This window comes from Klebsiella oxytoca, assembly GCF_009707385.1.
GTDB lineage: Bacteria > Pseudomonadota > Gammaproteobacteria > Enterobacterales > Enterobacteriaceae > Klebsiella > Klebsiella oxytoca_C.
This window is the reverse complement of record NZ_CP046115.1, coordinates 2207831-2221789: the sequence shown is the minus strand read 5'-3', so window position 1 is coordinate 2221789 and position 13959 is coordinate 2207831. Positions and strand designations below refer to the sequence as shown.

At 54.0% G+C, this 13959-nt stretch carries 12 protein-coding genes; 3 read left to right on the top strand and 9 right to left on the bottom strand.

The window, feature by feature from the left end:
• Positions 1-159: 159 nt before the first annotated feature.
• Together GJ746_RS10215 and GJ746_RS10210 are read left to right on the top strand one after the other, a co-directional pair.
• Complete coding sequence (locus GJ746_RS10215; RefSeq protein WP_154680085.1) at positions 160-795, top strand: TetR/AcrR family transcriptional regulator; 636 nt, start codon at positions 160-162, stop codon at positions 793-795.
• 471 nt (positions 796-1266) lie between these two features.
• Complete coding sequence (locus GJ746_RS10210) at positions 1267-3444, top strand: TonB-dependent siderophore receptor (protein ID WP_154680084.1); 2178 nt, start codon at positions 1267-1269, stop codon at positions 3442-3444.
• A 56-nt stretch (positions 3445-3500) separates the two neighbouring features.
• Here GJ746_RS10210 and GJ746_RS10205 read toward each other — a convergent pair whose 3' ends face one another.
• From GJ746_RS10205 to hinT, 8 genes are all read right to left on the bottom strand, one after another.
• Entirely contained in the window at positions 3501-4040 is a 540-nt protein-coding gene (locus tag GJ746_RS10205) for a glycine zipper 2TM domain-containing protein (RefSeq protein WP_154680083.1), read from the bottom strand.
• 224 nt (positions 4041-4264) lie between these two features.
• On the bottom strand, positions 4265-5569 hold the full coding sequence (locus GJ746_RS10200) for an NAD(P)/FAD-dependent oxidoreductase (protein WP_154680082.1): 1305 nt from the start codon (positions 5567-5569) through the stop codon (positions 4265-4267).
• A gap of 234 nt (positions 5570-5803) precedes the next feature.
• Positions 5804-6346 carry an alpha/beta hydrolase YcfP gene (gene ycfP, locus GJ746_RS10195; protein WP_154680081.1) on the bottom strand — a complete coding sequence of 181 codons (543 nt, stop codon included), beginning with the start codon at positions 6344-6346 and terminating at the stop codon, positions 5804-5806.
• Between the two features lie 36 nt (positions 6347-6382).
• The gene (nagZ, locus tag GJ746_RS10190; RefSeq protein WP_195908858.1) at positions 6383-7393 is read right to left on the bottom strand and encodes a beta-N-acetylhexosaminidase; all 1011 of its coding nucleotides are present in this window, start codon (positions 7391-7393) and stop codon (positions 6383-6385) included.
• Positions 7394-7430: 37 nt separating this feature from the next.
• Positions 7431-8243: a thiamine kinase gene (gene thiK / locus GJ746_RS10185; RefSeq protein ID WP_154680080.1), complete on the bottom strand. Its 813-nt coding sequence runs from the start codon at positions 8241-8243 to the stop codon at positions 7431-7433.
• Positions 8224-8850 (bottom strand): penicillin-binding protein activator LpoB, encoded by a 627-nt coding sequence (gene lpoB / locus GJ746_RS10180; RefSeq protein WP_195908857.1) that lies wholly within the window; start codon positions 8848-8850, stop codon positions 8224-8226. Before lpoB ends, thiK begins: the two co-directional genes overlap by 20 nt.
• Positions 8851-8871: 21 nt before the next feature.
• Positions 8872-9246, bottom strand: a complete 375-nt coding sequence (locus tag GJ746_RS10175; protein ID WP_154680078.1) for a YcfL family protein — start codon at positions 9244-9246, stop codon at positions 8872-8874.
• 5 nt (positions 9247-9251) lie between these two features.
• On the bottom strand, positions 9252-9608 hold the full coding sequence (hinT, locus tag GJ746_RS10170) for a purine nucleoside phosphoramidase (protein ID WP_004112181.1): 357 nt from the start codon (positions 9606-9608) through the stop codon (positions 9252-9254).
• 350 nt (positions 9609-9958) lie between these two features.
• Here hinT and fhuE point away from each other — a divergent pair, with 350 nt between their 5' ends.
• On the top strand, positions 9959-12142 hold the full coding sequence (gene fhuE, locus GJ746_RS10165) for a ferric-rhodotorulic acid/ferric-coprogen receptor FhuE (protein WP_154682688.1): 2184 nt from the start codon (positions 9959-9961) through the stop codon (positions 12140-12142).
• A gap of 89 nt (positions 12143-12231) precedes the next feature.
• Here the strand turns inward: fhuE and ptsG are convergent, their stop codons facing one another.
• On the bottom strand, positions 12232-13665 hold the full coding sequence (gene ptsG, locus GJ746_RS10160; protein ID WP_154680077.1) for a PTS glucose transporter subunit IIBC: 1434 nt from the start codon (positions 13663-13665) through the stop codon (positions 12232-12234).
• Positions 13666-13959: the final 294 nt, after the last annotated feature.

The window sequence follows — 13959 nt, the reverse complement described above, 5'->3', positions numbered from 1 at the left end:
ACACGTCAAATATTTTTATAACGCCCGTATAACTATTTATAAACAGTTTAAAATTCATACATATATGAATTATTTATTTTTAGACCGCCATCGCTGGCAGCTTGTGGGGTTTATTTTTATAATGACCACTCAACACATCAATAAAGGTACAGCGGCACCATGACAACTGACGTTCAAAGTTGCACGAAAAAAAGCCGTGGCCGACCGAAAGTGTTCGACAGGGAAGCGGCGCTGGATAAGGCCATGACACTCTTCTGGCAGCACGGCTATGAAGCCACCTCTCTTGCCGATCTGGTAGAAGCAACCGGCGCAAAAGCGCCTACGCTCTACGCGGAATTTGTGAATAAAGAGGGGTTGTTTCGCGCGGTGCTGGATCGCTATATCTCGCGTTTTGCCGCCAGACACGAGGCGCTGTTGTTTGACGAAGATAAAACAGTCGATCGGGCATTACGCGATTATTTCACCGCCGTCGCGACCTGTTTCACCAGCAAAGAGACGCCGGCAGGCTGTTTTATGATTAACACCTCTGCCGCGCTGGCAGCATCATCAACCGACATCGCTAATACCGTGAAATCGCGGCACGCGATGCAGGAACAGACGCTTACGCAGTTTCTCCAGCAGCGGCAGCTGCGCGGCGAACTGCCGGCAGATGGCGACGTGCGTCAGCTGGCGCTGTTCCTTAACTGCATATTACAAGGTATGTCTATCGGCGCACGCGAAGGTGCCGACTTCACGAAGATCATGCAAATTGCCGAAACCACGCTACGCCTGTGGCCTCAGGTTCTTCAGCGTTAACTCCCTTCACCGGTGGATTCTCCACCGGTTCCCCGCCTTATCCTTACATTAACTAATGTTTTCAGTAAGTTATTTTGTTTATTTCATGAGAATGATATTGATAACAATAATCAATACGGGCAAAATCCACTATTAATTATTTCTGTTTATTTCACCATGTAACCACCGGTACTCCCGTACCGGAAAACTAAAACAACGATCCCGTAAGCCCAGAATAATTCGAGTTGCAGGACAAAACGGATAACCGTTTTGCATAGCGCTTACTGTGACCCCGAAGGGGTGAGGCCGAATCACGCGATAAGTGAACGCATCCCCGCAAGCGATTCGGGTGAGCGCCAAATCTGTCCGTAACAGATTTGAACGCCGTGTGGCTGCCGCCCTGAAGGCAAGACTCATGGATGAGCCGAGTAACAAAGTCAGCACACCTGCAGCTTGAAGAATGACGGGCATAAACTCATAAAAGGAATGAGCATGAAAAAGCGTCTCTGGGTGCTTAACCCACTGCTGCTGGCAACGGCCCTGCCCGCCTGGGCTGCTGATGATAATATGATCGTCAGCGCTAACCGAACGCACCGTACCGTAGCCGAAATGGCCCAGACCACCTGGGTTATCGAAGGCCAGGAAATTGAACAGCAGGTTCAGGGCGGGAAAGAATTCAAAGACGTGCTGGCGCAGCTAATCCCCGGCATCGACGTCAGCAGCCAGGGACGAACTAACTACGGCATGAATATGCGCGGCCGCGCGATTGTCGTATTGATTGACGGCGTTCGTCTTAACTCTTCCCGTACCGACAGCCGACAGTTAGACTCGATCGATCCTTTTAACATCGAACACATCGAGGTCATTTCCGGCGCAACATCACTGTACGGTGGTGGCAGTACTGGCGGACTTATCAATATCGTCACTAAAAAGGGACAGCAGGAGCGCCAGGTCGATCTGGAGGTGGGGGGCAAAACCGGCTTTGCCAACAGCAACGACCATGATGAACGCGTAGCGGCCGCGGTCAGCGGCGGCACCGATCACGCTTCCGGTCGTTTATCGGTTGCTTATCAGCGTTTTGGCGGCTGGTATGACGGCAACCACGATGCGCTGATCCTTGATAATACCCAGACCGGGCTTCAGCATTCTGACCGCCTGGACGTAATGGGTACGGGCACCATTGAAATCGATGACAATCGTCAGCTACAGCTGGTTACGCAGTACTATAAAAGCCAGGGCGACGATTACGGTCTGTACCTGGGGAAAAATATGTCGGCGGTAACCGGCGATGGCAAAGCCTTCACCACCGATGGCCTGAATTCCGACCGCGTCCCCGGCACCGAACGTCATCTGATTAGCCTGCTGTATTCCGATGCCGGTTTCCTCGGGCAGAATCTGGTCAGCCAGATTTATTATCGTGATGAATCCCTGAGTTTCTATCCCTTCCCTACCCTCAGTAAAGGCCAGGTCAGCAGCTTCTCTTCCTCAAAGCAGGATACCGATCAGTACGGCGCGAAAATAACCCTGAACAGCCAGCCGCTGGAGGGCTGGGATCTGACCTGGGGGCTGGACGCCGATCACGAAACCTTCAACGCCAACCAGATGTTCTTCGATTTGGGGCAATCAATGTCTTCCGGGGGGCTGAATAATCAGGCTATCTACACTACCGGACGCTACCCGGGCTATAGCATTACCAATCTGGCGCCGTTCCTGCAGTCCAGCTATGACCTGAACGATATTTTCACTATCAGCAGCGGCGTACGTTATCAGTGGACGGAAAACCGGGTAGATGATTTTGTCGGTTATGCCCAGCAGCAGGATGTCGCCAGCGGCAAGGTGAGTTCGGCGGATGCGATTCCCGGCGGGAAAACCGATTACGATAACTTCCTGTTTAACGCCGGAATTGTTGCCCATATTACCGATCGCCAGCAGACCTGGTTTAACTTCTCCCAGGGCGTTGAGCTGCCGGACCCGGGCAAATACTACGGCATCGGTAAGTACGGCGCGGCGGTCAACGGTCATCTTCCGCTTCTCTCGAGCGTGAACGTCGGCGACTCGCCGCTGCAGGGAATTAAGGTTAACTCGTACGAACTGGGCTGGCGCTATACCGGCGATAATCTTCGCACCCAGCTGGCGGCTTACTACTCGACGTCCGACAAAACTATCGTCGTTAACCGTACCGACATGACCATCGACGTGCAGTCCGATAAACGCCGTATCTATGGCGTAGAAGGCGCGGTGGATTACTTCTTCCCGAATAGCGACTGGAGCGCCGGGGCAAACTTTAATGTCCTGAAATCACAAGTGAAGAGCGAGGGTAGCTGGCAGAAGTGGGACGTTACTCTTGCCTCCCCGTCAAAAGCCACCGCCTGGGTTGGCTGGGCGCCGGAGCCGTGGTCGCTGCGGATCCAGAGCCAGCAGGTGTTTGATATTAGCGATGCCAGCGGCAATAAGCTCGACGGCTACAATACCGTAGACTTTATCGGCAGCTATGCGCTTCCCATTGGCAAGCTGACTCTCAGCGTTGAAAACCTGCTCAATGAAGATTATGTCACCCTCTGGGGACAACGCGCGCCGCTGCTTTACAGCCCAACCTACGGCAGCAGCTCTTTATACCAGTATAAAGGTCGCGGTCGTACCTTCGGTCTGAACTACTCTCTGAGTTTCTGATAAAAAAAGCCCCTCGGCCTGAGTGCCTGAGGGGCCGCTAAAAATAGCCATCTTTTCTACGCTTTGTTGGTCAGAATCAGTTGGCCGTTGCTGTCCAGCGGAATCTGCGTACCGGGGTCGCGGTCCATTCGGATTTTGCCCTGCTGATCGCCGATTTTATAGGTGACGTCATAACCAAGCATTTTTTCCGACTTGTCGTACACCGTTTTGCATCGCTGCTGCGTGGTGGTGTAGGTGTCCCCTTCCTGCATTGAGCCCTGAATCTGGTTTCCGGCATAGCCACCACCCAGCGCACCGACCACGGTAGCAACGTCTCGACCGCGTCCGCCGCCAAATTGATGACCAATAACCCCACCCGCCACCGCGCCTAAAACAGAACCGGCGATACGGTTTTCATCCTGCACCGGACGACGATGGGTTACGGTAACGTTGCGGCACTCCTGGCGTGGAGTCTTGATGCTCTCTTTTATCGGCGTACTGGATACTACCTGTGCATACTGCGGGCCGCGATCTAACACGTTAAGACCGGCAACGGCTGCGACACCCAGCGCGGCAGCCACGCCAATTCCTATACCCGCCAACATTGATTTATTCACGGGACTTCCTCCTTTGTTGCTATTACCGCTAAGTTTGCCGCTCAGCCATAAGCCTTGCAAATAAGAAAGCGGATGAAAAGTGCGTGAAAGCACGGCAAATCAATGTGTTTCGGAGGAATCCGAGCGGGGATGGCGGGAAAGACAGGAGGATATTCTGGATATTTCAATCTAAAGCCAGTTGGAACAAGGCGGCAGAGCCATCGGCCTCTGCCGCCCATACAACATTAATGCAGCTTCAGGCGCGGGCGAATAATACGGTTGATGCGCCCTACCAGCATCATCAGACCGGTTTTAAAGTAACCGTGCAGCGCTATCTGGTGCATACGGTAGAGGGAGATATATACGAAGCGCGCAATACGCCCTTCGATCATCATTGAACCGCGCATCAGATTGCCCATCAGGCTACCCACGGTGGAGTAGTTGGAGAGCGACACCAGCGAACCGTGATCTTTATAGATATAAGATTTCAGCGGCTTACCTTTTATCTGCGCCAGAATATTGTGCAGAGCGCAGGTCGCCATCTGGTGCGCAGCCTGGGCGCGAGGAGGTACAAACCCGCCTTCCGGACGAGCGCAGGACGCGCAGTCGCCGATGGCATAGATATCCTCATCACGGGTGGTCTGCAGCGTTGGCTCAACCACCAGCTGGTTGATACGGTTAGTTTCCAGACCGCCAATATCTTTCATGAAGTCCGGCGCTTTAATCCCCGCCGCCCAGACCATCAGGTCAGCGTCAATAAACTCGCCTTCTTTAGTATGCAGGCCGTTAGCATCGGCGCTGGTGACCATGGTTTTGGTCAGGACGCGCACGCCAAGTTTGGTCAGCTCACTATGCGCTGCGCCGGAAATGCGCGGCGGCAGTGCAGGCAGAATACGCTCACCGGCTTCTACCAGCGTGACGTTGAGGGCCTCGTTGGTCAACCCCTTATAACCGTAGCTATGCAGCTGCTTCACCGCGTTGTGCAGCTCGGCAGAGAGCTCAACGCCGGTCGCGCCGCCGCCGACAATCGCGATATTAACTTTGCCATTAGCCCCAAGATTGGCCGAATACTTGAGGAACAGATCCAGCATTTCCTGGTGAAAACGACGCGCCTGATGCGGATTATCGAGGAAAATGCAGTGCTCTTTCACGCCGGGCGTATTGAAATCGTTAGAGGTGCTTCCCAGCGCCATCACCAGAGTGTCATAAGGCAGCTTGCGTTCAGGCACCAGCAGCTCGCCTTTTTCGTTATGCAGCTCGGCAAGAGTGATCGTTTTAGTTTCGCGGTTAATATCCACTACCGAACCTAGCTGGAACTGGAAACCGTGGTTGCGGGCGTGAGCCAGGTAGCTCAGCGCGTCTACACCTTCATCAAGCGAACCGGTCGCCACTTCGTGCAACAGCGGTTTCCACAGGTGGCTGTGGTTACGATCAACCAGCGTAATTTTCGCTTTTTTATTGCGGCCCAGCTTTTTACCTAGCTGAGTAGCGAGCTCCAGCCCACCGGCACCACCACCCACAATCACTATTTTTTTTAATGGTGTAGTCACGCGACCCCCTAAAATTATTAACCAATTGTTAATTAAAAGTTATTGATATAGCCTTTAATTAACAACAGGTTGCAGCAGTGAAACCATTCAGCGAGATTGAGAATAACATGAACGGTGCATTGGTCATACCAAAATTGATATGCATCAAGTTTTACTGCATATTTTTTGAGCGTGGAGTCGCAGAAACGGATAAAAAAAGCCCGCGATGTTTTCGCATCGCGGGCCGGAAGGAGATCAGCCCAGGGTTTTAAAAGCCTTTATTCGCTGGAGATGCGGGGAGATATTTTTGAACTTATGGGTCTGTTCTTCATCCCAGATTATCTCATAGTAATGGTGCAGCAAATCCGCCGAACGCTGGCTATCCAGCGCTTCATCCTGGCGTGACAGCACCGCCAGACAGCGGTCGCGATTTTTTTCGCGGAAGTTATTTACGCACTTGGTCGCAATGTCCGCATACTCTTCCGGACGGTCAATCTTGCCTTCCATATTTTCATCAGGAAACAGATTTGGGTTAAAAATGGCCTGGCGAATATCACACAGAAAGCCAATTCGCTCAGCCCAAAAACCGCCAAGGCCAACGCCGCAGATTAGCGGACGATCGTCGGCGCTCAGCTGCAGCATCTTATCGACCTCTTTCAACAAGTGCTGCATATCATGTTTAGGATGCCGCGTGCTGTAGCTAATCAACCGCACATCGGGGTCGATAAACTGAAGCTGAAGCACCTTCTCATGGTTACCGGGGCTGTTTGAGTCAAAACCATGTAAATAGATAATCATCGCATCCTCACCAGACAACAACGCCTTTCAGGTTTATTACGCAGATTTCGCCTCTTGCCAGCGCGCGTGAAGCTGCTCAAGCTGCGCGCTTATCGTCTTCCAGCGGGCGGAATCCCTCAACTCCTGACGGCTAAAGGAACCTTTATGATACAATTTCGTAACACGCTCTGCTTTGATCGGCGACAGGTTATCCAGCACGCTGACCGCACCTTTACGATTATTGCAGACAAGGATCATATCGCAACCCGCATCCAGAGATGCCTGGCCGCGCTCGGCGTAGCTGCCCATAATCGCCGCCCCCTCCATCGACAGGTCATCAGAGAAGATAACCCCATCAAAGCCCAGTTCGCCGCGCAGAACCGTCTTTAGCCAGTGCGCAGAACCGCTGGCCGGACGCGGGTCAACGTCGCCGTAGATAACGTGGGCTGGCATGATGGCATCCAGACGCTGCTCGCTGATAAGCGTACGGAATACGGCCATGTCTTTAGCGCGGATTTCCGCTTCCGCGCGCGGGTCGCGGGGGGTTTCTTTATGCGAATCCGCCGTCACCGCTCCGTGTCCTGGGAAGTGTTTACCGGTGGTTTTCATCCCTGCCGCGTGCATTCCGTCAATAAAATGGCGGGCTATCGCCAGCGCTTTCTCGGGATCTTCATGATACGAACGCTCGCCAATCGCGGCGCTGATATGCCCGACATCCAGTACCGGCGCAAAGCTGATATCAATGTCCATAGCAATCATTTCGCTGGCCATCAGCCAACCGGCCTCTTCAGCCAGCTTCCTCCCCTCTTCCATACTGAGCAGCGCGGCAAAAGATTGCGCTGCGGGAAGACGGGTAAAGCCTTCGCGGAAACGCTGGACGCGCCCGCCTTCTTGATCGACCGCCACCACCAGATGGTTGCGCGAAGCCTCGCGGATCTGGCGGACCAGCTCACGTAGCTGCGCCGGATCGTGATAGTTGCGGGTAAACAGTATCAGCCCGCCAACCAAAGGATGCGCCAGAATCTCGCGCTCTTCCGCATCCAGTTCAAAACCTTCGACATCCAACATTACCGGACCCACAGCCATCTCTCTTATCCTTTTATTTTTAATCTAACTGCCGCCATATCTCATCGGCCAGCGCGATAAACTGCCAATCGGCGGTTTGCTGCCAGCGACGTTCATACCAGCCCGCCATCAGTAGCTGCATCCACGGGCGCCAGCGCTGGATTTGTCGCCATAGCTGAAGCTCATCGATTTGCGCCAGTTTCGCGTACTCAGCGGCCAGGCGACGTCGCCCAGCCGGTTCGATCCAGACCGCCGCCAGCTCCAGCGCAATATCGCCATCGCCCGCATACTCCCAGTCAATTAGCCGCAGTCCCGCCTCGCCGTGAACAATGTTGCCCGCATGAACATCCATATGTAACGGGGCCAGACGCAGCGGCTGCGGCTCACCGCGGTGCAGCAGCCGCTTATGCCAGCGCAGCCACTGCGGAGTACGCCGCGCAGGGCTGCACTGCTGCCAGTACAGCTCAAGCAGCGGCCGCATGGCGATACGCCAGCCAAAGCGCGGCTGCTGGTGCAGATGATACAGTAACCCTGCCAGCGCCGGACACTCTGGTAACGCATTCGCCACGTCACCGGAACAATATTCCACCGCCATCCAGCGCGGAGAATAAAAAACCGGCGCAGGCGCTAAGCGGTCGGGAAGACGGGAAAGCGCGTGATACTGACGACGAAAGTAGCAGGATGGCGCCTGCAAGTCATGAGGCTGACGGAGTACCAGCTTGCGCCGACCATCGCTGAGAATGCAGCTGCCGCCGCTCAGTCCATCTTGAGACTGGGCGGCGACGGGCGTATAGCGCGGGAAAAAGCGCGACAGCACTTCGTCGCGCGTAAGCTTATTGTTGCTGAACAGCACCTTTACCTGACCAGATAATTTCGCCGGTTTGTACCAGCATTAGCTGCATTTTCAGCTCAGGGGAATTAACGTTACCGGTCGCATTGGAATAGAGCACGTACTGAGCGCCAACGGTCCGTGCAATACCCATCGCTTTGCTACGGCTGCCGAGGCTGTCCTGCGGCGACAGGCCAAGCTGCTGTTTGGCCACGCCCAGCTGCTGCTGCGACACCAGAGTGAATTTACCATTCCCTTCCAGCGCGTTGCGTAACGCCGTGGTGGCCTCACCCGCATTCAGCGTGCCGTTGGTGCGGTTATTGACGCTGTCGACCAGCAATATGCTGCCTGCATTCACGCCGCTGGCCTGCAGCATTTGCCCAATCATTGGCTGCACGGCGGCGTTCCAGTCAAAATGACGCACCCGCGGTGCCGGTTGCACCGGTTGCTCACCGTGTTCAATTGGCCCCGGTTGCGTAGGTATGACGGGAATTGTTGGCACAGTCGGCTGCGGCTGGACGGGCTGCTGCGGCTTCGGCTGCGCTTCCTCAACCGGCGCGGGTTCCTGACGTTGGCCCACGCATCCGGCAAGGAATATCGCCAGTGCGGTAACTAATGCATAGCGACATATTTTAATCATTACGATTACCTCTTACAGATAAAGATGAAGTCGGGCCTTGTGCGCCCCCAGAATATTGGCGCTGCCATACAGCGAAACGGAAGAGCGTGCCGGAACCGTTATGCTACGCGCAGGCTCCAGCGGATGCATCTCCAGCCCTCTGGCGTCATACCAGAAGAAACGGTAATGCACGGTAACCGGAACCTGGCGCTCATTGAATAGTCTGGTGGTTGCCGTCGCCTGAATCTCAGAGGCGGTCACCGTCGGCACTTCGGCGCTGATGCCTGCTGCCAGCACGTTCGCCTCCATCACCAGACTTTGTCGATCGCTGACCGGAATTTCCGGATGTGAACTGCACCCGGCCAGTAAAGTCACGACCAGTAATGCGCCGAAATGGGCTGCGCGCATGAGTTTTAACCTTTATGAGCCAGCATCGGGCCCAGAGGACGACCGCCCAGCAGGTGCATATGAATATGGTAGACCTCCTGGCCTCCGTGGCGATTGCAGTTGACTATCAGGCGATAGCCATCGTCTGCAAGGCCCTCATCGCGAGCGATTTTCGCCGCCACTGTCATCATGCGCCCCAGCGCCAGCTCATGTTCTGCGGTCACGTCATTGACGGTGGGAATCAGAATATTGGGAACGATCAGAATATGGGTCGGAGCCTGCGGAGAGATATCGCGAAAAGCGGTAACGAGCTCATCCTGATAAACCACATCCGACGGGATCTCCCGGCGAATGATTTTGCTGAAAATCGTTTCTTCTGCCATGACTGATTCCTTAATCATTTTTAAACCGTGCACTGGCCTGCCCCTGCAGGTAAACGCGGACGCACAGAATTCCTCTAAGAGTATGAGCGAGTTACTCCCTCTCTTTCAACCTGAAAGCGCTTTTTCTTACGCGACAAAGCGCTTAGCTGCCGACGGATTAATCGTTTCTTGCTGAATACGATGCAGCGCCAGTGATAACGCCTTTGATCTCCATGTTTACCCTCATTTACAGTTTAAATATTAATGCGTATATTTCTCATTTGCATTCAATAAAAATACAGTGCGCTTTCGATCGACCGCGGCCAGAGAGCCGTAGCGAATAACAATTATCACATGAACAAGGGCTTATGATGTCTCTCCCCACCAACTCCCGGGATGGGCGTAACGCTCCGTCCCTGCTTGCCATGGGCATAGCGCTGGCGCTCTCCCCTAACCTTAGCCAGGCAGCCGGTCACTCCGAAGATACTATGATTGTAGAAGGTTCCACAGATAGCGCCCCGGATACGCAAAAACAGGATTACAGCGTCAAAACCACCTCTGCCGGGACAAAAATGGAGATGGCCCAGCGCGATATCCCGCAATCGGTCAGTATTATTACCGAACAGCGGATGCGCGATCAGCAGCTGCAAACGCTGGGCGATGTGATGGACCATACCATGGGGATCAGCAGCAGCCAGGCGGATTCTGACCGCGCTAGCTACTACTCCCGTGGTTTTGAGATAGACAACTATATGGTCGATGGCATTCCGACCTGGTTTGAATCCCGCTGGAATCTGGGCGATGCGCTTTCCGATATGGCCCTCTTCGAACGGGTGGAAATCGTCCGCGGCGCTAACGGTCTGCTGACCGGTACCGGCAACCCTGCCGCGTCGATCAATATGATCCGTAAGCACGCTACCAGCCGCGAGTTTAAGGGAAATGTTTCCGCGGAGTACGGCAGCTGGAACAAGGAGCGCTACGTTGCCGATATGCAAAGTCCGCTAACCGAAGACGGCAACGTGCGGGCGCGCATTATCGCGGGTTATCAAAATAACGACTCGTGGCTCGATCGGTACAACAGCGAAAAAACGTTCTTCTCGGGTATTGTGGATGCGGATCTCGCGACGTTCACCAGTTTATCCGCCGGCTACGAGTATCAGCGTATCGACGTGAATAGCCCGACATGGGGCGGTCTGCCGCGCTGGAATACCGACGGCAGCACAAACCGCTACGATCGCGCCCACAGTACCGCTCCAGACTGGGCCTATAACGACAAAGAGATCAACAAAGTCTTCGTTACGCTGAAACAACGTTTTGCTGATACCTGGCAGGCGACGCTGAACGCCACCCATTCCGAAGTCAAGTTCGACAGCAAAATGATGTACGTGGATGCGTACGTCAATAAAGCGACCGGGATGCTGGAGGGGCCGTATAGCAGCTACGGTCCGGGTTATGATTACGTCGGCGGTACCGGCTGGAATAGCGGCAAGCGTAAAGTCGACGCCGTAGATCTGTTCGCTGATGGCGGCTACGACCTGTTTGGCCGTCAGCATAATCTGATGATCGGCGGCAGCTACAGCAAGCAAAACAACCGCTATTTCAGCTCGTGGGCAAACGTCTTCCCCAGTGAGATTGGCAGCTTTTACAGCTTCAATAGCGCTGGGTTCCCGGAAACCAGCTGGGGCCCGCAGAGCCTGGCGCAGGACGATACCACGCGAATGAAATCGGTGTATGCCGCGACGCGTATTTCCCTGCTTGATCCGCTGCATCTGATCCTTGGCGTCCGCTATAACAACTGGAGCATCGAGACGCTGACCTACCATATGGAGAAAAATCATACCACTCCGTACGCCGGGCTGGTTTACGACATTAACGACAACTGGTCGGCCTACACCAGCTATACCTCGGTCTTCCAGCCGCAGAACAAGCGCGATAGTTCGGGTAAGTATCTGACGCCGATTACCGGGAACAACTATGAAGTGGGTCTAAAGTCGGACTGGATGGACAGCCGATTAACCACGACTCTCGCAATATTCCGCATCGAGCAGGATAATCTCGGCCAGGCGACCGGCGGGCAAATCCCCGGCAGCAACGGCGAAGCAGCCTATAAAACCGTCGATGGAACCGTGAGCAAAGGGGTGGAGTTCGAAATCAACGGTGCGATTACCGATAACTGGCAGATGACCTTTGGGGCGACGCGTTTTGTCGCTGAAGACAATGACGGCAATGCGGTTAATCCCAACCTGCCGCGTACCAGCGTCAAACTGTTTACCAGCTACCGTCTGCCGGTAATGCCTGAACTGACCGTTGGCGGCGGCGTTAACTGGCAGAATCGGGTGTATAAAGATACCGCGACGCCGTACGGCACCTTCCGTGCGGAACAGGGCAGCTACGCGCTGGTTGATTTGTTCACTCGCTACCAGGTTACTAAAAACTTTGCTTTGCAGGGTAACGTTAATAACCTGTTCGACAAAACTTACGACACCAACATCGATGGTTCAATTGTCTACGGCGAGCCGCGCAACTTCAGCATTACGGCCAGCTATCAGTTCTGATCTCTGCTTAACGTGACCAACGTCGTGGGCGCGCTTTGACCATTAAAAAAGGCAGCCAGTTGGCTGCCTTAGTCTCCCCATATCACAACTTAGCTGTTGCGGATGTATTCATCCATTTCAGTTTTCAGGTTATCGGATTTGGTACCGAAAATAGCCTGAACGCCTGAACCTGCAACAACCACGCCTGCAGCCCCCAGTTGTTTCAGGCCAGCCTGATCAACTTTCGCCACATCCGCCACGCTTACGCGCAGACGAGTGATACATGCGTCAAGGTTAGTAATGTTCTCTTTACCGCCGAAAGCGGCGATCAGAGCCGGAGCCATTTCGCTGGTCGCGCCTGCTTTGCTGTCTTCAGTAGCATCTTCACGACCCGGAGTTTTCAGATCCAGCGCTTTGATCAGCACGCGGAACACTACGTAGTAAACAATCGCGTAGCAGATACCGACAATCGGGAACAGCCACAGCTTGCTGCTGTTGCCGGACAGAACGATGAAGTCAATCAGGCCATGAGAGAACGAAGTACCGTCACGCATACCCAGCAGGATACAGATCGGGAAGGCCAGACCTGCCAGAATCGCGTGGATAACGTACAGGATCGGCGCAACGAACATGAAGGAGAACTCGATCGGCTCGGTGATACCGGTCAGGAACGAGGTCAGCGCTGCGGAGATCATGATACCGCCCACTTTCGCGCGGTTTTCTGGTTTTGCAGAGTGCCAGATAGCGATAGCAGCAGCCGGCAGACCGTACATTTTGAACAGGAAGCCGCCGGACAGTTTGCCCGCAGTCGGGTCACCTGCCATATAGCGCGGGATATCGCCGTGGAATACCTGACCTGCCGCGTTGGTGTATTCACCAATCTGCATCTGGAAAGGAACGTTCCAGATGTGGTGCAGACCAAACGGCACCAGGCAGCGCTCAATGAAGCCATAGATACCGAACGCGACAACCGGGTTCTGGTAGGCGGCCCACTGGGAGAAAGTCTGGATGGCGGTACCGATCGGTGGCCAGATAAAGGACAGGATCACGCCGGTGAAGATTGCGGCCAGACCAGAGATAATCGGTACAAAGCGCTTGCCCGCAAAGAAGCCCAGATACTCAGGCAACTTGATACGATAGAAGCGGTTGAACATATACGCCGCAATAGCACCGGAGATAATACCGCCAAGTACGCCGGTATCCGCCAGGTGTTTTGCCGCAATCTCTTCAGCAGGTAAATGCAGAACCAGAGGCGCAACCACGGCCATGGTTTTAACCATAATGCCGTAAGCGACGACCGATGCCAGAGCCGATACGCCGTCGTTATTGGTAAAACCAAGCGCGACACCGATGGCAAAAATCAGCGGCATGTTAGCGAAAACTGAACCGCCCGCTTCTGCCATGACGTGGGAAACTACGGCTGGCAGCCAGCTGAAGTTTGCGGAACCGACGCCCAGCAGGATACCTGCGATAGGCAGTACGGATACCGGTAGCATCAGCGATTTACCGACCTTCTGCAGGTTAGCAAATGCATTCTTAAACATAATTGAGAGTGCTCCTGAGTATTTGGTGCTTTTTTACGTTTTCACGCATTGGCACGGGGGGAGAGCCGCGCCGTGGACAGGACATCTAAGCGCCCTTTATTTATTACACAGAGTAAAATAATTACCGGGATGATTGTTTGACGGCTATCACGTTTCAATCAGTCACGGGTTAAAAACTTACATTGGTTTACATAATCCGTGTCTGAATGTTGCCAAAAAACCTTCACCGCCCCATTTGTGGCGGTGAACTTTACTCGCTTTGGCTATTAATTACGAGCCTTAAAATAATAAGCA